Source organism: Streptomyces thermospinosisporus, from assembly GCF_039526425.1.
In the GTDB taxonomy this organism is placed as follows: Bacteria; Actinomycetota; Actinomycetes; order Streptomycetales; family Streptomycetaceae; genus Streptomyces; species Streptomyces thermocarboxydovorans.
In genome coordinates, this window is record NZ_BAAAIZ010000033.1 from 37,797 (window position 1) to 55,119 (window position 17,323).

General features: G+C 72.1%; 17 protein-coding genes and 1 tRNA gene. 8 read left to right on the forward strand and 10 right to left on the reverse strand.

What is annotated here, in order from left to right:
- Window positions 1-16: 16 nt before the first annotated feature.
- Window positions 17-790: a precorrin-6A synthase (deacetylating) gene (gene cobF / locus ABD207_RS12720; RefSeq protein ID WP_344012575.1), complete on the reverse strand. Its 774-nt coding sequence runs from the start codon at window positions 788-790 to the stop codon at window positions 17-19.
- Between the two features lie 92 nt (window positions 791-882).
- Window positions 883-1,446, reverse strand: coding sequence for a DUF309 domain-containing protein (locus tag ABD207_RS12725; RefSeq protein ID WP_344012752.1), 564 nt, complete (start codon window positions 1,444-1,446; stop codon window positions 883-885).
- Between the two features lie 112 nt (window positions 1,447-1,558).
- Here ABD207_RS12725 and ABD207_RS12730 point away from each other — a divergent pair.
- The 3 genes from ABD207_RS12730 (at window position 1,559) to ABD207_RS12740 (ending at window position 3,308) form a co-directional block, all read left to right on the forward strand.
- A tRNA-Pro gene (locus tag ABD207_RS12730) sits at window positions 1,559-1,632 on the forward strand.
- A gap of 111 nt (window positions 1,633-1,743) precedes the next feature.
- On the forward strand, window positions 1,744-2,415 hold the full coding sequence (locus tag ABD207_RS12735; RefSeq protein WP_344012576.1) for an NUDIX domain-containing protein: 672 nt from the start codon (window positions 1,744-1,746) through the stop codon (window positions 2,413-2,415).
- A gap of 89 nt (window positions 2,416-2,504) precedes the next feature.
- Entirely contained in the window at window positions 2,505-3,308 is an 804-nt protein-coding gene (locus ABD207_RS12740; protein ID WP_344012577.1) for a DUF427 domain-containing protein, read from the forward strand.
- Window positions 3,309-3,315: 7 nt separating this feature from the next.
- Here the strand turns inward: ABD207_RS12740 and ABD207_RS12745 are convergent, their stop codons facing one another.
- The 5 genes from ABD207_RS12745 to iolC are packed head-to-tail and all read right to left on the reverse strand — an operon-like array spanning window position 3,316 to window position 8,810.
- Window positions 3,316-4,101 carry a GntR family transcriptional regulator gene (locus ABD207_RS12745; protein WP_344012579.1) on the reverse strand — a complete coding sequence of 262 codons (786 nt, stop codon included), beginning with the start codon at window positions 4,099-4,101 and terminating at the stop codon, window positions 3,316-3,318.
- 32 nt (window positions 4,102-4,133) lie between these two features.
- Complete coding sequence (gene iolD, locus ABD207_RS12750; protein WP_344012581.1) at window positions 4,134-6,011, reverse strand: 3D-(3,5/4)-trihydroxycyclohexane-1,2-dione acylhydrolase (decyclizing); 1,878 nt, start codon at window positions 6,009-6,011, stop codon at window positions 4,134-4,136.
- Window positions 6,008-6,901: a 5-deoxy-glucuronate isomerase gene (gene iolB / locus ABD207_RS12755; RefSeq protein ID WP_344012582.1), complete on the reverse strand. Its 894-nt coding sequence runs from the start codon at window positions 6,899-6,901 to the stop codon at window positions 6,008-6,010. The genes iolD and iolB overlap by 4 nt, the downstream gene beginning before the upstream one ends.
- A 27-nt stretch (window positions 6,902-6,928) precedes the next feature.
- Entirely contained in the window at window positions 6,929-7,804 is an 876-nt protein-coding gene (locus tag ABD207_RS12760) for a Cgl0159 family (beta/alpha)8-fold protein (RefSeq protein ID WP_344005943.1), read from the reverse strand.
- Between the two features lie 13 nt (window positions 7,805-7,817).
- Complete coding sequence (gene iolC, locus ABD207_RS12765) at window positions 7,818-8,810, reverse strand: 5-dehydro-2-deoxygluconokinase (RefSeq protein ID WP_344012583.1); 993 nt, start codon at window positions 8,808-8,810, stop codon at window positions 7,818-7,820.
- 343 nt (window positions 8,811-9,153) lie between these two features.
- On the opposite strand from iolC, the gene ABD207_RS12770 reads away from it, so the two are divergent.
- From ABD207_RS12770 to ABD207_RS12790, 5 genes are all read left to right on the forward strand, one after another.
- Window positions 9,154-10,173: a sugar ABC transporter substrate-binding protein gene (locus ABD207_RS12770; RefSeq protein ID WP_344012584.1), complete on the forward strand. Its 1,020-nt coding sequence runs from the start codon at window positions 9,154-9,156 to the stop codon at window positions 10,171-10,173.
- Window positions 10,173-11,249 (forward strand): ABC transporter permease, encoded by a 1,077-nt coding sequence (locus ABD207_RS12775; protein WP_344012754.1) that lies wholly within the window; start codon window positions 10,173-10,175, stop codon window positions 11,247-11,249. Before ABD207_RS12770 ends, ABD207_RS12775 begins: the two co-directional genes overlap by 1 nt.
- A gap of 5 nt (window positions 11,250-11,254) precedes the next feature.
- Window positions 11,255-12,166 carry an ATP-binding cassette domain-containing protein gene (locus ABD207_RS12780; RefSeq protein ID WP_344012586.1) on the forward strand — a complete coding sequence of 304 codons (912 nt, stop codon included), beginning with the start codon at window positions 11,255-11,257 and terminating at the stop codon, window positions 12,164-12,166.
- A 1-nt stretch (window position 12,167) separates the two neighbouring features.
- Window positions 12,168-13,070 (forward strand): sugar phosphate isomerase/epimerase family protein, encoded by a 903-nt coding sequence (locus ABD207_RS12785; protein ID WP_344012587.1) that lies wholly within the window; start codon window positions 12,168-12,170, stop codon window positions 13,068-13,070.
- A gap of 87 nt (window positions 13,071-13,157) precedes the next feature.
- A complete protein-coding gene (locus ABD207_RS12790) occupies window positions 13,158-14,177 on the forward strand; it encodes a Gfo/Idh/MocA family protein (protein ID WP_344012589.1) in 1,020 nt (339 codons plus the stop codon).
- Window positions 14,178-14,241: 64 nt separating this feature from the next.
- On the opposite strand, the gene ABD207_RS12795 is transcribed toward ABD207_RS12790, so the two are convergent.
- The 3 genes from ABD207_RS12795 to ABD207_RS12805 all read right to left on the reverse strand — a co-directional run bounded on the left by ABD207_RS12795 (window position 14,242) and on the right by ABD207_RS12805 (window position 17,230).
- On the reverse strand, window positions 14,242-15,246 hold the full coding sequence (locus ABD207_RS12795) for a Gfo/Idh/MocA family protein (RefSeq protein WP_344005957.1): 1,005 nt from the start codon (window positions 15,244-15,246) through the stop codon (window positions 14,242-14,244).
- A gap of 71 nt (window positions 15,247-15,317) precedes the next feature.
- Window positions 15,318-16,094, reverse strand: coding sequence for an SDR family oxidoreductase (locus ABD207_RS12800; RefSeq protein ID WP_344012591.1), 777 nt, complete (start codon window positions 16,092-16,094; stop codon window positions 15,318-15,320).
- 8 nt (window positions 16,095-16,102) lie between these two features.
- Window positions 16,103-17,230, reverse strand: coding sequence for a phytanoyl-CoA dioxygenase family protein (locus ABD207_RS12805; protein WP_344012593.1), 1,128 nt, complete (start codon window positions 17,228-17,230; stop codon window positions 16,103-16,105).
- Between the last annotated feature and the right edge of the window lie 93 nt (window positions 17,231-17,323).

Consider the following 17,323-nt stretch of genomic DNA (forward strand, 5'->3'; position numbering starts at 1 on the left):
AGGCCGGCCGGGCCCGCTACTCCTCCGCCGTCCGGCGGCGCAGCAGATACGTGTCCATGATCCAGCCCTTGCGCTCACGGGCCTCGGCCCGCAGCCGCTCGATCCGCTCGGCGGTCTCGGCCAGCGGACCGGAGACCAGGATCTCGTCCGGGGTGCCGATGTAGGCGCCCCAGTAGATGTCGATGTCCTGATCGGCGTACCGCCGGAACGCCTGGTGGGCGTCGAGCATGACCACCACGTCGTCCACGCCCTCCGGGAAGCCCTCGGCCAGCCGGCGGCCCGTGGTGATCTGCACCGGGCGCGCGACCCGGTTCAGGCCCGTACGGTGCCGGGCCACCAGCGCCGAGACGCTGCTGATGCCCGGCACCACGTCGTACTCGAAGGCGACCTTCCCCCGCTCCAGCACCTCCTGGAGGATCCCCAGCGTGCTGTCGTACAGCGACGGGTCCCCCCAGACCAGGAAGGCGCCGGTCTCGTCCTCGCCCAGCTCCCCGGCGATCAGCTGCTCGTAGATGTCCGCGCGGGCGCTGCGCCAGTCGCCCACCGCGGGGGAGTAGGCCGCGCCGCCGGCCGAGCGGTCCCGCTCCGGGTCCCGCGCCTCGACGATGCGGTACGTCCCCTCCGGTGCGTGCGCCTCCAGCATGTCCCGGCGCAGCCGGGTGAGGTCGGACTTCACCTCGCCCTTGTCGAGGATGAAGAACACGTCGGTGTCCCGCAGCGCCTTGACCGCCTGGAGGGTCAGCTGATCGGGGTCGCCCGCGCCGATGCCGATGACATGAATGGTTCGCACGCCCCGAGTCTGCCGCACCCCCATGACCCGCCGGTCGGCCGGGGCTACCACCCGCCCGTCAGCCGGGGCTACGACCCGCCGGTCGGCCGGGGCTACGACCCGCCGGTGAGCCGGGGCGCTCGTGCCGCCGCGTCCACCGGGCCGCCGGCCTCCCCGCGCTCCACCTCCGCCGCCAGCGCACGCGCCCAGGCGACCACCCCCGGCAGATCCATGCCGTACGGACGCCCGCCCGCGCCCCGCGCCCACTCCTCGACCGCACCGGCGCCCCGCCGCAGCAGCCGGGCCCCGCCCGTGGCGTTCCCGCGGGCGGCATGCGTGAGGCCCACCGACAGCTGGGCGAGTCCCCGCCACAGCTCGCGCTCCTCATCCGGCCCCGACTTCCAGGCGTCCTCGAACACCTCGTGCGCGTGGAACGGCTTGCCCTCGTCCAGCAGGCGCTGCGCCTCGGCCACGCTCTCCTCCGGCCGCCGCACCACTCCCTCGGGCTGCCGGGGCACCCCCTGCGCCCCGTACGGCAGGGGCCGGCCCAGCCCGTCCCGCGGCCGGGCGTTGCGCGCCCGCCCCTCACTGTCCCGGTCCCGGGCGACCGGTGCCGTGCCTGCCGGAGCGGCCCGTTCCGGGGCCGGGCGTGCCGGTGTGCCGTCCTCGCTGCCCATGGAGCTGCCCATGGGGCCGATTGTCGCGCGGCCGGGCCCGCTTCGGCGCGGCCGGGGGCGTGCGGTAAAGTGACCTTCGCGCGATCACGCGGGTCACCGCGTGGGAGAGCACCGGGACGTGGCGCAGCTTGGTAGCGCACTTGACTGGGGGTCAAGGGGTCGCAGGTTCAAATCCTGTCGTCCCGACGGTGTGAAAGGCCCCGCGGGCTTCTGCCTGCGGGGCCTTCGCGCGTTCTCGCGCGTCTGGCGCGTGCACAGGACGCCTCCGCGCGTGCACACAGGAGGGGAGCAGCGGACATGACCGCCGGGATCGACACCCCCGACCGCCGGGGCCGTACCGGACTGGACCGGACGGGGCGGGACCTCACCGGCAACCCCCGGGTCAAGGTCCGGGACGTGAAACTGCTGTCCAGCCACTGGTACGTGGAGCGGACCACCGTCTTCGACTTCCAGCACGCCGACGGCACCTGGAGCACCCAGGAGCGCGAGACGCACGACCGGGGCAACGGCGCCACCATGCTCCTCTACGACACCGAACGCGAGACGGTGCTGCTCACCCGCCAGTTCCGCTTCCCGGTGTACGTCAACGGACACCCCGACGGCATGCTGATCGAGACGCCCGGCGGGGTGCTGGACGACGAGGACGAGCACCCGGAGATCGCGGTGCGGCGCGAGGTGGTGGAGGAGACCGGGCACACCATCGGTCCCGTCCAGCACGTCTTCGACGTCTACATGAGCCCCGGCTCGGTCACCGAGCGGGTCAGCTTCTACGCCGCCGAGTACGGGCCCTCGACCCGCACCCACGAGGGCGGGGGACTCGGCGAGGAGGGCGAGGACATCGAGATCCTCGAACTGCCCTTCCGGCGCGCCCTCGAGATGATCAGAACCGGTGAGATCAACGACGCGAAGACCATCATGCTGATCCAGTGGGCGGCCCTGGAGGGCCCGTTCGCCCGCCGTGACGGCTGACGCACCGCACGCCCGCACCCGCTGTGCCGTCCGGCCCGGGAGTGGGACCGTGGAGAGGTACCCGGACCCGTCCGGAAGGGAGCCGTCCCATGACCACCCACCCCGGCGCCCGAGCCCTGCGCGCCACCCCCGAGGGCCTGCTGTGGGAGCCCTCCGAGCGCTGGGTCCGGGGCCGCAAGGGCGACATCACCGTCGTCGACAGCCGCCGCCCCGTGCTCGTCTGGGAGCCGGGCCTGCCCGTGCCGCAGTACGCCTTCCCGCGCGAGGACGTGCGCACCGATCTGCTGCGCCCGGCCGAGAAGCCGCGCACCGGACTGCACACCGGCTCCCGGGTGTTCTACGACCTCGTGGCCGACGGTGAGGTGCGTCCGAACGCGGCCTGGGTGTTCCCCGCCGAGGACCTCGCCGGCCACATCGCCTTCGAGTGGTTCCTGCGCCCCGACCGGGGACTGGACCACTGGTACGAGGAGGACGAGGAGGTCTTCGTCCACCCCCGGGACCCGCACAGCCGGGTGGACGCGCTGCCCAGCAGGCGGCATGTGGTCGTGGAGATCGACGGCACCGTGGTCGCCGACACGCGCGAACCCGTGGTGCTGTTCGAGACGTCCCTGCCGCCCCGCTACTACCTCCCGCCCCAGGACGTGCGCCTGGAGCTGTTCGAGCCCACCGACCACAGCAGCCGGTGCCCCTACAAGGGCACCGCCTGCTACTGGTCGTACCGGGGCGAGGCCGAGGTGCCGCCGAACGTCCTGTGGAGCTACCCCGACCCGCTGCCCTCCGTGGCCGTGATCAAGGACCGGCTCGCCTTCTACAACGAAGTGGTCGATCTCGTCGTGGACGGCGAGCGGCTCCACCGGCCCCAGACACCGTTCAGCGCCGCCCTCGGCCGGTGAACGGCCCTCACCCCCGGACCAGCAGCTGGAAGTCGAAGGCGTAGCGCGACGCCCGGTACAGATGGGTGCCGTACTCCACCGGGCGGCCGGTGTCGTCGTAGGCGGTGCGCTGCATGGTGAGCAGGGCGGCGCCCTCCTGCTCGTCCAGGCGGGCGGCCTCCGCCGCGGTGGCCGAGCGGGCGCCCACCGTCTGGCGGGCGCTGTGCAGGGTGAGGCCGGCCGCGCGCATCATGCGGTACAGGCCGGTCGTCGCCAGCCGGGCGTCGTCCAGCTCCAGCAGGCCCGGCGGGAGGTAGTTGCACAGCAGGGCGACCGGCTGGCCGTGGGTGCGCCGCAGCCGTTCCAGCAGGATCACCTCGCTGTGCTCGGCCACCCCCAGGGCGGCGGCCACCTCCGGTGAGGCCGGCACCGGTTCGTTGCGCACCACCTCGGTGGTGGGCGCCTGCCCCGCCGCCTCCAGGTCGTCGTAGAGGCTGCTCAGCTTCAGCGGGCGCCGGACCTTGCTGTGCACCACCTGGGTGCCGACCCCGCGGCGGCGCACCAGCAGGCCCTTGTCGACCAGCGACTGGATCGCCTGGCGCACGGTCGGCCGGGACAGGCCCAGCCGCACCGACAGGTCGACCTCGTTGCCCAGCAGGTCGCCCGGCGCCAGCCTGCCCCGTTCGATCGCCGCCTCCAGCTGCTGGGCGAGCTGGTGGTAGAGCGGCACCGGGCTGCCGCGGTCCACGGCGAGGTCCAGCCGGCCCAGCGCCGTCGCGGCTCCTTCGCGGGCCGGTCCGCCGGTCCTCGCCATGGACGTGCCTCCCCTCGGTCGTGCGGTCACGGTCAGGCCGACAGATGGCGGCGGCGTGCGGCGACCTGCTCCTCGTACCGCTCGCGGGCCTGGACGGCCGGCTCGCGGGAGGCCACCTCGGCGACCGGCACGTCCCACCACGCCTCGGCCGGGGGAGCGGTCGGCGCCGGGTCGGTCTCCACGTACACGCAGGTCGGGCGGTCCGAGGAGCGCGCCTCGGCCAGCGCGTGCCGCAGCTCCCGCACGGTCTTGGCGCGCAGCACGTCCATGCCCAGGCTGCCCGCGTTGGCGGCGAGGTCCACCGGCAGCGGGGCGCCGGTGAAGGTGCCGTCGGCGGCGCGGTGGCGGTAGGCGGTGCCGAAGCGTTCGCCGCCCACCGACTCGGACAGGCCGCCGATGGAGGCGTAGCCGTGGTTCTGGATCAGGACCATCTTGATCGGCAGGCGCTCCTGGACCGCGGTGACGATCTCCGTCGGCATCATCAGATACGTGCCGTCGCCGACCAGCGCCCACACGGGGGTGCCGGGCGCGGCCTGCTGCACGCCGATGGCGGCCGGGATCTCGTAGCCCATGCAGGAGTAGCCGTACTCCAGGTGGTACTGGCGGGGGCTGCGCGAGCGCCACAGCTTGTGCAGGTCGCCGGGGAGCGAGCCGGCCGCGTTGATCACCACGTCCTCGTCGCCGACGACCCCGTCCAGCGCGCCCAGCACCTGCGTCTGCGTCGGCACGGCGTTCTCGTCCGGCGCGCGGTAGGCGTCCTCGACGACGCGCTCCCAGCGCTCCTTGCCGGCCCGGTACTCGGCCTCGTAGTCCGCGTCCACCCGGTGTCCGGCCAGCTCCCGGGTCAGCTGCTCAAGGCCGGTGCGGGCGTCGCAGACCAGGGTGCGGGCGGACAGCTTGTGCGCGTCGAAGCCGGTGATGTTGAGGTTGAGGAAGCGGACGTCAGGGTTCTGGAAGAGGGTGCCGGAGGCGGTGGTGAAGTCGGTGTAGCGGGTGCCGACGCCGATCACCAGGTCGGCGGTGCGGGCCAGGTCGTCGCTGACCGCGGTGCCGGTGTGCCCGATGCCGCCGAGGTCGGCGGGGTGGTCGTGGCGCAGGGAGCCCTTGCCTGCCTGGGTGGAGGCGACCGGGATGCCGGTGGCGTCGACCAGCGCCTTCAGCGCCTCCTCGGCCTCGCTGTGGTGCACCCCGCCGCCGGCCACGATCAGCGGGCGCCGGGCGGAGCGCACGGCGGCGACGGCCGCGCTCAGCTCCACCGGGTCCGGCGCCGGGCGGCGCACCCGCCAGACCCGCTCGGCGAAGAAATCCTCCGGCCAGTCGTACGCCTCCGCCTGCACGTCCTGCGGCAGCGCCAGGGTGACCGCGCCGGTCTCGGCGGGGTCGGCCAGCACCCGCATCGCGTTCAGCGCGGAGGGGATCAGCGCCTCGGGGCGGGTGATCCGGTCGAAGTAGCGCGACACCGGGCGCAGGGTGTCGTTGACCGACACATCGGCCTCCACCGGGTGCTCCAGCTGCTGCAGCAGCGGGTCGGCGGAGTGCGAGGCGAAGTAGTCGCCGGGCAGCAGCAGGACCGGCAGGCGGTTGATGGTGGCCAGGGCGGCGCCGGTGACCAGGTTGGTGGCGCCGGGGCCGATGGAGGTGGTCACGGCCTGCGCGGAGAGCCGGTTCAGCTGGCGGGCGTGGCCCACGGCCGCGTGCACCATCGCCTGCTCGTTGCGGCCCTGGTGGTAGGGCATGAGGTCGCCGTACTCCACCAGCGCCTGGCCGATGCCGGCCACATTGCCGTGGCCGAAGATGCCCCAGGTGCCCGCGATCAGCCTGCGCCGCACGCCGTCGCGCTCGGTGTACTGGGCGGCGAGGAACCGCACCAGGGCCTGGGCGGTCGTCAGTCGGCGGGTTGCGGGGCTCATAGGGACCTCTCCGGTGCGGTGTAGAGGGGCAGTCGGGGGTCGACCGGCTGGTCCGGCCAGGTGTCGCGGATCCAGGCGTGGTCGGGGTGGTCGCAGATCAGCCAGGCGCGCTCGGCCTCCGGGCCCGCCATGACGTTGAGGTAGTACATGTGGTGGCCCGGCACGGCCATGGACGGCCCGTGCCAGCCGTCGGGGATGAGCACGACGTCGCCGTCGCGCACCTCGGCCAGCACGTCCGTCTCGCGCCCCGGACCGGAGGGGGAGACCCGCTGGTAGCCGAGGCCGGGGATGTTCTCGTGGGGCGCGAACTCGAAGTAGTAGATCTCCTCCAGCACGGACTCCTCGCCCGGCCGGTGCTCGTCGTGCTTGTGCGGCGGGAACGAGGACCAGTTGCCGCCCGGGGTGAGGACCTCGACCGCGATCAGCTTGTCGCAGTCGAACACCCCGGCCGCGCCGAAGTTGTTCACCTGCCGCGAGCAGTTGCCGGTGCCGCGCAGCTCCACGGGGACGCCGGACGCGGGTCCGTAGCGGGCGGGCAGGCGGCGGGTGCAGCGGGCGCCGGTGAGGGCGAAGCGTCCGCCCCCGGTGGAGGTGATGGTGGCGCGGGCGTCGCGGGGGAGGTAGGCGAAGTCGCTCACCCCGTCGAACACGCTGGTGCGGCCGGTCAGCTCGAAGGTGTCGTGGCCGAAGTCGTCGGCGGAGGCGATGGTGCAGCCTCCGGCCAGCGGCAGCACGATCCACTCGCTCTCACCGGTGTCGAAGGTGTGCGTCCCGCCCGGCGCGAGTTCCAGCACGCGCAGGCTCGAGAAGCCCCAGCCGGCGGACTCGGGAGTGACGTCGACGAGATAGGGGCCGGCGTGCGCCTTGCCCGCGGGAAGGTGATACGTCATGGGTTCCCTTTCGTCACGACGGGCGTCTCACAGCAGGCTGACGGCGGTGTCCACCGCCTCTTCCACACTGCCCTTCGCCGGGTAGAGCAGCGACCGGCCGACCACCAGACCGCGCACCGTGGGCAGCCGCAGCGCCTTGCCCCAGCGCTCGTACGCCGCCTCCTGGTCGCCCACCTCGCCGCCGAGCAGCACCACGGGCAGCGTGGAGGTGGCCAGCACCTCCGCCATGTCGTCGACGTCGTCGGTGACGGGCAGCTTCAGCCAGGTGTAGGCGGAGGTGCCGCCGAGGCCGGAGGCGATGGCGACGGAGCGGGTGACGGCCTCGGCCGACAGGTCGTTGCGCACCCGGCCGTCGACGCGGCGGGAGATGAACGGCTCGACGAACACCGGCAGCCGGCGTGCGGCCATGTCGTCGATGGCGCGGGCGGTGGACTCCAGGGTGGTCAGCGAGCCCGGGTCGTCGTAGTCGATGCGCACCAGCAGCTTGCCGGCGTCGAAGCCGAGCCGCTCGATGTCCTCGGCGCGGTGGCCGGTGAAGCGGTCGTCCATCTCGAAGGAGGCGCCCGCCAGGCCGCCCCGGTTCATCGACCCCATGACGACCTTGTCGTCCAGTACCCCGAGCAGCAGCAGGTCCTCGAGGATGTCGGCGGTGGCCAGCACCCCGTCGACTCCGGGCCGGGACAGCGCGCGGCACAGCCGGTCCAGCAGGTCGGCGCGGTTGGCCATGGCCAGCGGCCGGCCGTTCACGCCGAGCGCGCCCCGGGCGGGGTGGTCGGCGGCCACGATCATCAGCCGCCCGCTGTCGCCGAGCAGCGGGCGGCGCACCCGGCGGGCGGCGGCCTCGGCGACGGCCTCGGGGTTGCGGGCCCGGACCGTGGTGAGGTCGGGGATGCTGAGGTTCAAGACAGGGCTCCGTTCAGGACTGGCTCGGCCGGCCCGCCGGGCTCGGCGAGGCGGCCCGGGCGAGAAGGTCCGTGATCTCCTGCTGTGTCGGCATGGCGGACGAGCAGGCGAGGCGGGAGGCGACGAGGGCACCGGCGGCGTTGGCGTGACGCATGGTCTCCTCCAGGGACCGGCCGGACAGCAGGCCGTGGCAGAGCGAGCCGCCGAAGGCGTCGCCCGCGCCGAGGCCGTTGACCACGTCCACCGGCACCGGAGGGACCTCGGCCCGGGTGCCGTCGCGGTGCACGGCGAGCACGCCCTTGGGCCCCTGTTTGACGACCGCCAGCTCCACGCCGGCCGCCAGCAGCGCCTCGGCGCAGGCGGCGGGCTCGCGGACACCGGTGGCGATCTCGCACTCGTCGAGGTTGCCGACGGCGACCGTGGCGTGCTGCAGGGCCTCGCGGTAGTAGGGGCGGGCCTGGTCGGGGTCGCGCCAGAACATGGGCCGCCAGTCGAGGTCGAAGACGGTCGTGCCCGCCTTGGCGCGGGCCCGGAGCGCGTCGAGGGTGGCGGAGCGGCTCGGCTCCTCGCTCAGACCGGTGCCGGTGATCCAGAAGATGCCCGCCGCCCGGATCGCCTCGAGATCCAGCTCATGGGTGTGGATCTCCAGGTCGGGGGCCTTGGGCCGGCGGTAGAAGTACAGCGGGAAGTCGTCCGGGGGGAAGATCTCGCAGAAGGTGACCGGCGTCGGGTAGTCGGCGACCGGGGTCACCCAGCGGTCGTCGACGCCGAAGTCCTTCAGGGCCTGGTGCAGATAGACGCCGAAGGGGTCGTCGCCGGTGCGGGTGATCACCGCGGTGGAGCGGCCCAGGCGTGCGGCGGCGACGGCGACATTGGCGGCGGAGCCGCCCAGGAACTTGCCGAACGTCTCCACCTGCGGCAGAGGCACACTGGTCTGCAGCGGGTAGAGATCGACCCCGATGCGTCCCATGGTGATCAGGTCGAAATACTGTGGTGAGTCGGCCATTGAGCGACGCTCCTCGAGGCTCTTGGGGATGCGGGTCCCTGGGCGCCCTGCCACGGTGGGGGCGTGGTTCTCGGGAACCTGCCGCCTCCAAGGTGTAGGTCTCAGGGGGTGGCGCTGTCAATAGTTTGTACTTACATTCGGACTAGCGCGTGAAATGATGTCTTAACAAAGTATTGACAGAGGGCTCGCCAGGGGATTGGATCCGGTCCCAGCACGACAGCCGTTCTCCCTGGCAGACGATCCGGAATCCGGTACATGCATCCGGACTCCGCAAGGCGCCGGTCCGGACCACCGGACCCGCCCGTTATCCCTTCCCCGCGTAGCACAGTGAGGTGCAGGACAGATGGACCGCTCTTCTCACACCCGCTCCCGCAGAATCGCGCCGTTCGTCGCGGTGGCCGCGGCAGCAGCCCTGACCCTCGCCGGCTGCTCCAGCAGCTCCGGCGGCAAGAAGGCCGAGGAGGGCGGCGCCGACGCCTCGGCGGGCAAGGCCAGCACGCCCCGCATGACGGTCGCTCTCGTCACCCACCAGTCGCCCGGCGACACCTTCTGGGACATCGTCCGCAAGGGCGCCGAGGCCGCGGCCGCCAAGGACAATGTCAAGCTCGTCTACTCCGCCGACCCGAACGCCGGCAACCAGGCCAACCTGGTGCAGAACGCGATCGACCAGAAGGTCGACGGCATCGCCGTCACCCTCGCCAAGCCCGACGCGCTCAAGGGCGTCATCGCCAAGGCGGAGAAGGCCGGCATCCCCGTCGTCGGCCTCAACTCCGGCGTCAGCGACTGGAAGGACCTCGGCCTGCTGGAGTTCTTCGGCCAGGACGAGAACGTCGCCGGCGAGGCCTTCGGCAAGAAGCTCAACGAGGTCGGCGCCAAGAACGCCGTCTGCGTCATCCAGGAGCAGGGCAACATCGGCCTGACCCAGCGCTGCGACGGCGTGAAGAAGACCTTCAAGGGCAAGCTGCAGGTCCTCAACGTCAACGGCACCGACATGCCCTCGGTGAAGTCGACGATCACCGCCAAGCTCAAGCAGGACTCCTCCATCGACTACGTCGCCACCCTCGGCGCGCCCTTCGCGCTGACCGCGGTGCAGTCCGTGGAGGAGGCCGGCAGCAAGGCGAAGGTCGCCACCTTCGACCTCAACAAGCAGCTGACCAGCGCGATCCAGAACGGTGACATCACGTTCGCCGTCGACCAGCAGCCCTACCTGCAGGGGTACCTGGCCATCGACGGTCTGTGGCTCTACAAGAACAACGGCAACTACAGCGGCGGCGGCGAGCAGCCGGTGCTGACCGGCCCGGCGTTCGTCGACAAGTCCAACGTCGACAAGGTCGCCGACTTCGCCGCGAAGGGCACCCGGTGATCAGCATGACCCAGCAGGCCCAGCCGGCGGTGACCACACCGCCGGCTCCCGGCCCCGAGGAATCCGACGGCCGGACGGCGCGGCGCCCGCTGGCGCTGCGCCTGCTCGCCCGGCCCGAGGTCGGGGTGTTCCTCGGAGCCGTCGCCGTACTGATCTTCTTCCTGTTCGCCGCGCCGCCCGTGCGCGACGGCAGCTCGATCGCCAACATCCTGTACCAGTCGTCGACCATCGGGATCATGGCGCTGCCCGTGGCCCTGCTGATGATCGGCGGAGAGTTCGACCTGTCGGCCGGTGTCGCGGTGATCACCTCGGCGCTGACCGCCAGCATGCTCAGCTACCAGCTCACCCTGAACGTCTGGATGGGCGTGATCGTCGCCCTCGCCGTCTCCCTCGGCATCGGGCTGTTCAACGGCTGGATGCTGATCAAGACGGGGCTGCCCAGCTTCCTCGTCACCCTCGGCACCTTCCTGATCCTGCAGGGCGTCAACCTCGCGGTGACCAAGCTGGTCACCGGCAACGTCGCCACCAACTCCATCAGCGACATGGACGGCTTCGAGCAGGCCAAGACGATCTTCGCCTCCACCTTCGACGTCGCCGGCGTCCAGGTGAAGATCACCGTCGTGTGGTGGCTGGTGTTCGCCGCCCTGGCCACCTGGGTGCTGCTGCGCACCAAGTACGGCAACTGGATCTTCGCCGTCGGCGGCAACAAGGAGAGCGCCCGCGCGGTCGGTGTCCCCGTCACCTTCACCAAGATCTCGCTGTTCATGCTCGTCGGCTTCGGCGCCTGGTTCGTCGGCATGCACAACCTGTTCTCCTTCAACACCGTGCAGTCCGGCGAGGGCGTCGGCCAGGAGCTGATCTACATCGCCGCGGCCGTCATCGGCGGCTGTCTGCTCACCGGCGGCGCCGGCTCGGCGATCGGCCCGGTCTTCGGCGCCTTCATGTTCGGCATGGTGCAGCAGGGCATCGTCTACGCCGGCTGGAACCCCGACTGGTTCAAGGCCTTCCTCGGCGTGATGCTGCTCGGCGCCGTCCTCATCAATCTGTGGGTCCAGCGCACGGCGACCCGGAGGTGACCGCAATGACCGACAAGACCACCGGCACCCACGGGACCACCGCGAAGGACACCGCGGCGAACGGCGACCGCCCCCTGGTCGAACTGCGCGGCGCGGGCAAGTCCTACGGCAACATCCGTGCTCTGCACGGAGTCGACCTGGAGGTCCACCCCGGCCGGGTGACCTGCGTGCTCGGCGACAACGGCGCCGGCAAATCCACCCTCATCAAGATCATCTCGGGGCTGCACCAGCACACCGAGGGCGAGTTCCTCGTCGACGGCGAACCGGTGCGCTTCTCCACCCCGCGCGAGGCCCTCGACAAGGGCATCGCCACCGTCTACCAGGACCTCGCCGTCGTCCCCCTGATGCCGGTGTGGCGCAACTTCTTCCTCGGCTCGGAGATGACCAAGGGCCCCTGGCCCCTGCGCCGCCTCGACATCGAGCGGATGAAGAAGACCGCCGACGAGGAGCTGCGCAACATGGGCATCGTCCTCGACGACCTCGAGCAGCCCATCGGCACGCTCTCCGGCGGCCAGCGCCAGTGCGTCGCCATCGCCCGCGCCGTCTACTTCGGCGCCCGCGTCCTCATCCTCGACGAGCCCACCGCGGCGCTCGGCGTCAAGCAGTCCGGTGTCGTGCTGAAGTACATCGCCGCCGCCCGCGACCGCGGCCTCGGCGTCATCTTCATCACCCACAACCCCCACCACGCCTACATGGTCGGCGACCACTTCAGCGTGCTGCGTCTGGGCACCATGGAACTGTCCGCCGACCGCAGCGAGGTCAGCCTCGAGGAGCTGACCAATCACATGGCGGGCGGCGCCGAACTGGCCGCGCTCAAGCACGAACTCGCACAGGTCCGCGGCGTCGACGTCGAGGAGCTCCCCGAGGAGGCGGACCTCAAGGCCTCCGCGGCCGCAACCCCGGAAGGAAAGTCCTGACATGGCAGTCGCGCTCGACCGCATCCGGGTCGGCTCCGCACCCGACTCCTGGGGCGTCTGGTTCCCCGACGACCCGCTGCAGGTGCCCTGGCAGCGCTTCCTCGACGAGGTCGCCGAGGCCGGTTACGAGTGGATCGAACTCGGCCCCTACGGCTACCTGCCCACCGACCCGGCCCGCCTCAAGGACGAGGTCGGCCGGCGGAACCTGAAGGTGTCCGCGGGCACCATCTTCTGCGGACTGCACCGCGGCCCCTCCGAGTGGGACGCCACCTGGGAGCAGGTCAGCCGGGTCGCCTCCCTCACCCAGGCCATGGGCGCCAGGCACCTCGTGGTCATCCCCTCCTTCTGGCGGGACGACAAGACCGCCGAGATCCTCGAACCCCCGGAGCTCACCACCGAGCAGTGGGGCCACCTCACCCGCGGCATGGAACGCCTCGGCCGCGAGGTGCGGGAGAAGTACGGCCTGGACATCGTCGTCCACCCGCACGCCGACACCCACATCGACACCGAGGAGCACGTCGAGCGTTTCCTCGACTCCACCGACTCCGACCTGGTCAGCCTCTGCCTGGACACCGGCCACTACGCCTACTGCGGCGGCGACAGCGTCAAGCTGATCGAGACCTACGGCGAACGCATCGGCTATCTGCACCTCAAGCAGGTCGACCCCGAGATCCTGGCCGACGTGGTGAAGAACGAGATCCCCTTCGGCCCCGCCGTCCAGCGCGGCGTCATGTGCGAACCGCCCGGCGGCGTGCCCGAGCTGGGCCCGGTCCTCACCGCCGCCCAGAACCTGGGCGTGGACCTGTTCGCCATCGTCGAGCAGGACATGTACCCCTGCGACCCGGACAAGCCGCTGCCGATCGCGGTGCGCACCCGCCGGTTCCTGCGCTCCTGCGGCGCCTGACGACCGGCCGCCGGCCCACAACAGTTCGCCGGCCAGGCCGGCGACCGCCCGGACCCACCACAGCTCGACGACCAGAAAGGCCACGCCATGAACCGTCGCGAGCCGCTCGGTGTCGCCGTCATCGGCACCGGACGCATGGGCGCCGACCACGTACGCCGCATCGACCGCGTCATCAGCGGCGCCCGGGTGGTCGCCGTGGCCGACACCGACGCCGAACGCGCCAAGGCCGTGGCCGCGACCGTCGACGGCTGCACCGCCCACACCGACCCGGCCGCCCCGATGGCGGGGGCCGGCGTCGACGCCGTGCTCATCGCCTCCCCGGGACCGGCCCACGAGGCCGCGCTGCTCGCCGCGTTCGAGCGCGACCTGCCGGTGCTGTGCGAGAAGCCGCTCACCCCCGACGCGGCCGGCGCGCTGCGCGTGCTGGAAGCCGAACAGGCCCTCGGCCACCGCCGCGTCCAGGTCGGCTTCATGCGCCGCTACGACGCCGAGTACGTGAGGCTCAAGGCGCTGCTGGCCTCCGGCCAGCTGGGCCGGCCGCTGATGCTGCACAACCGGCACCGCAACGTGGCCAGCCCGCCCTTCTTCACCAGCTCCATGCTGATCACCGACTCGGTCGCCCACGAGGTCGACGCCACCCGCTGGCTGCTGGAACAGGAGATCACCGCGGTCACCGTGCTGCGCCCCACCCCGTCCAGTGGCGCCCCCGACGGCCTGAGCGACCCCCAGTTCGTCGTCCTGGAGACCTCCGGCGGCGCCCTGTCCGACGTGGAGATCTTCGTCAACTGCGGCTTCGGCTACCAGGTCCAGGCCGAGGCGGTCTGCGAGCGCGGCACCGCCCGCATCGGCGACGGCCACGCCCTGATCACCAACATGGCCGGCCGCTGGGGCGGCACCATCGCCCAGGACTTCACCGAACGCTTCGCCCAGGCCTACGACGACGAGGTCCAGGCCTGGGTGGACAGCACCCGCCGCGGCGAGGTCACCGGCCCCAGCACCTGGGACGGCTACGCGGCGGCGGCGGTCTGCGAGGCGGGCGTGCGGGCGCTGGAGCAGGGCGGCAGGGTGGAGGTCGCCCTCGTCGACCGGCCCCCGCTCTACCGCTGAGCAGCACACGGCTCGGGCCCGCCCCCTCGGCCGAGGGGGCGGGCCCGAGCCGTGTCGTCCGCCGTCAGTCCTGCCGGACCTCCTCGATGCGCACCGGCCGGTGCTCGGCCAGCGACAGCGTGCACGCCTCGGCGATCCAGCCCGCCTCCAGCGCGTCCGCCACCGTGCACGGCGAGGGCCGGCGGCCCGCAACGACCTCGGTGAAGGCGGCGAGTTCGGCGCGGTATGCCTCGGTGAAGCGGTCCATGAAGAAGTCGTGCGGGGTGCCCGCGGGGAAGGTCACCCCCGGCTCCACCGACCGCAGCGGCAGCTTGTCCTCGAGACCGACCGCGATGGAGTCCTCGAAGCCGTGGATCTCCATGCGCACGTCGTACCCCCGGCCGTTGTGCCGCGAGTTGGACACCACCGCGATCGTGCCGTCGTCCAGGGTGAGCACCGCACCGGTGGTGTCGGCGTCGCCCGCCGCCGCGATGTAGTCGGCGCCCCGGTTGCCGCCGGCCGCGTACACCTCGGTCACCTCACGGCCCGTCACCCAGCGGATGATGTCGAAGTCGTGCACCGCGCAGTCGCGGAAGATGCCCCCGGAGGCGGCGATGTACGCGGCGGGCGGCGGCGCCGGGTCCAAAGTGGTGGAGCGCACCGTGTGCAGCGTCCCCAGCTCCCCGCCCCGCACGGCCTTGCGCGCGGCGACGAACCCGGCGTCGAAACGGCGGTTGAAGCCGATCTGCACCGGCACGTCCCGCCCCTCGACGGCCCGGAGGACCTCGACGCCCTCGGCCATGGTGCGGGCCACCGGCTTCTCGCAGAACACCGGCACACCCGCCTCCACACAGGCGCGGATCAGGCCCGGATGGGCGTCCGTGGCGGCGGCGACCACCACGCCGTCCACCCCGGCCGCGAGCACGGCCTCGGGGGAGTCGGCGACCTCGGCACCGAACCGTTCGGCGGCGGCCTTGGCGGCGTCCGCGAACGGGTCGGAGACGACCAGCGACTCGACGGCACCGAGCCCGTGCAGGGTCTCGGCGTGGAAGGCGCCGATCCGTCCGAGACCGAGAATTCCGATACGCATGGGGTGTTGCTCCTTGAGAGGGGTACGAACCGCGCCCCCTCACGGGGACACGGAGCTGTGGGGGAGGGTCCTCAGTCGAGGGCGCCGAGCACGTTCTGGTCCCAGTCGATCACGGACCCGGTGACCACTCCGGAACGGTCCGAGAGCAGGAACACCACGAAGTCCGCGATCTCGTCCGGCTGGCCCAGCTTGCCCATCGGCAGCCGGGCGGCGGCGCGCTCGCGCCAGTCGTCCCCGGCCCCGTGGAAGGCCCGCTGCGTGGCGTCCTCGCCCTCGGTGGCGGTCCAGCCGATGTTCAGGCCGTTGATCCGGATGCGGTCCCACCGGTGGGCGTGCGCCGCGTTGCGGGTCAGGCCCATCAGCCCGGCCTTGGCGGCGACGTACGGGGCGAGGAACGGCTGCCCGCCGTGCGCGGACGAGGTGATGATGTTGACGATGGTGCCGGGCGCCTCGCGGCGCACCATGTCGGCGACGGCGGCCTGCATGGCGAAGAACGGCGCCCGCAGATTGATCGCGATGTGCTGGTCGAACAGCTCCGGCGTGGTGTCGAGCAGCGTGCCGCGGGAGGTGAGCCCGGCCGAGTTCACCAGGCAGTCGACCCTGCCGTGGGCCTGTACCACCTCCGCCACCGACGCCTTGGCCTGCTCGGCGTCGGCCAGGTCGGCGCGCACGAACATCGCCTTGCCGCCCGCGGCGGTCAGCTCGTCCACCAGCGCCTCGCCGGGCTCGGGGCGCCGCCCGGTGAACGCCACCACCGCGCCCTCGCGGACGGCGGCCCGGGCGATCGCGGCGCCCACGCCCTGGCTGCCGCCGTTGACCAGGACGACCTTGTCGTCGAGAAGTCCCATCGCGTACCTCAGCTCTCTCGCCGTGAGTCGGCGGCCCGCAGCTCCTCCCGGAGCGTCTGCGGACTCCATTCCTCGCGCAGCGCGCGCCGTACCAGGTCCGCCTGCGAGGGCGGGGCCAGCCCGTCGACCGGCGGGTCCCGGTCGAGGTTGGTGGGGAAGGGATAGCCCTCGGCGCTCGCGGCGATCACCCGCTCGAGCCACTCCTCGCCGGCCCCTTCCGCCTTGCGCTTGAGCAGCACCGGGTACACGGCGTCGACCACGGCCGTGCGGTCCACCGTCTCCATCGCCCGCCCGAACGCGGAGGACACCTGCAGCAGATTGGCCATGCGCCGGATGTCCGCCGAGCGGTTGGCGCCGGCCGCGTGGAACAGCGCGGGGTTGAAGAACACCGCGTCGCCCTTGGCGAGCGGGAGCTGCACATGGTGCGCCGCGAAGTACTCCTGGAACTCGGGGCGCCGCCAGGCCAGGTAGCCGGGCTCGTACTTCTGCGAGTGCGGCAGGTACATGGTCGGGCCGGACTCCACCGGCATGTCGCAGTGCGCGACGGCGCCCTGGAGCGTGAGCACGGGGGAGAGGCGGTGCACATGCGGGGGATAGGCGGCGGCCGCCTCGTCGGACAGGAAACCGAGGTGGTAGTCGCGGTGCACGGTCTGGGCGGCGCCGCCCGGGTTGACCACGTTGATCTGCGAGGTGATCTGGTAGCCGGGCCCCAGCCAGGCCGAGGAGACCAGGGCGATCACCTCGTTGGCGTAGTAGTCGGCGAACGTCTCCGCGTCGTGCAGGGCCGCCTTCTCCAGGGCGTTCCACACCCGGTCGTTGGCGCCCGGCGCGGCGAAGTGGTCCCCGGCCACGGTGCCCGCGGCGCGCTGGGCGGCGATCAGGGCGTCGAACACGGCGGTGGCCCGGTCCACCACGGCGGTGTCGGGGAAGGCCCCGCGGACGACCACGATGCCGGGACCGCCGGCCAGGGCCGCCGCCAGCTCGGCCGCGATCTCCGCCCGGCCGGCGCCGAGCAGACGATCGGCGTCGTAGAGGAGCACCCCGTCGCGCACCTCGGTGGCGTGGGGGTGGGCGGTCAGGTCGGTCGGCTGCTCTACCAGTGCGCGGAAGGCGTCCAGGTCAGGTGTGAAGGACATTGTCGTCCCCTCGGGTCACGGAGCGGCTCGGTTCTGCCATTCTTGTCAGTACAAACCCCTCGAACAACCAGCAGCGAGCCATCAAAAACCCCT

Bases quoted from the DNA above. Each gene is read 5' to 3' on its own strand.
- ABD207_RS12725 (WP_344012752.1), bottom strand. From the start codon at position 1,446: ATGGGCAGCGAGGACGGCACACCGGCACGCCCGGCCCCGGAACGGGCC.
- ABD207_RS12735 (WP_344012576.1), top strand. From the start codon at position 1,744: ATGACCGCCGGGATCGACACCCCCGACCGCCGGGGCCGTACCGGACTG.
- ABD207_RS12740 (WP_344012577.1), top strand. From the start codon at position 2,505: ATGACCACCCACCCCGGCGCCCGAGCCCTGCGCGCCACCCCCGAGGGC.
- ABD207_RS12745 (WP_344012579.1), bottom strand. From the start codon at position 4,101: ATGGCGAGGACCGGCGGACCGGCCCGCGAAGGAGCCGCGACGGCGCTG.
- iolD (WP_344012581.1), bottom strand. From the start codon at position 6,011: ATGAGCCCCGCAACCCGCCGACTGACGACCGCCCAGGCCCTGGTGCGG.
- iolB (WP_344012582.1), bottom strand. From the start codon at position 6,901: ATGACGTATCACCTTCCCGCGGGCAAGGCGCACGCCGGCCCCTATCTC.
- iolC (WP_344012583.1), bottom strand. From the start codon at position 8,810: ATGGCCGACTCACCACAGTATTTCGACCTGATCACCATGGGACGCATC.
- ABD207_RS12770 (WP_344012584.1), top strand. From the start codon at position 9,154: ATGGACCGCTCTTCTCACACCCGCTCCCGCAGAATCGCGCCGTTCGTC.
- ABD207_RS12780 (WP_344012586.1), top strand. From the start codon at position 11,255: ATGACCGACAAGACCACCGGCACCCACGGGACCACCGCGAAGGACACC.
- ABD207_RS12785 (WP_344012587.1), top strand. From the start codon at position 12,168: ATGGCAGTCGCGCTCGACCGCATCCGGGTCGGCTCCGCACCCGACTCC.
- ABD207_RS12790 (WP_344012589.1), top strand. From the start codon at position 13,158: ATGAACCGTCGCGAGCCGCTCGGTGTCGCCGTCATCGGCACCGGACGC.
- ABD207_RS12795 (WP_344005957.1), bottom strand. From the start codon at position 15,246: ATGCGTATCGGAATTCTCGGTCTCGGACGGATCGGCGCCTTCCACGCC.
- ABD207_RS12800 (WP_344012591.1), bottom strand. From the start codon at position 16,094: ATGGGACTTCTCGACGACAAGGTCGTCCTGGTCAACGGCGGCAGCCAG.
- ABD207_RS12805 (WP_344012593.1), bottom strand. From the start codon at position 17,230: ATGTCCTTCACACCTGACCTGGACGCCTTCCGCGCACTGGTAGAGCAG.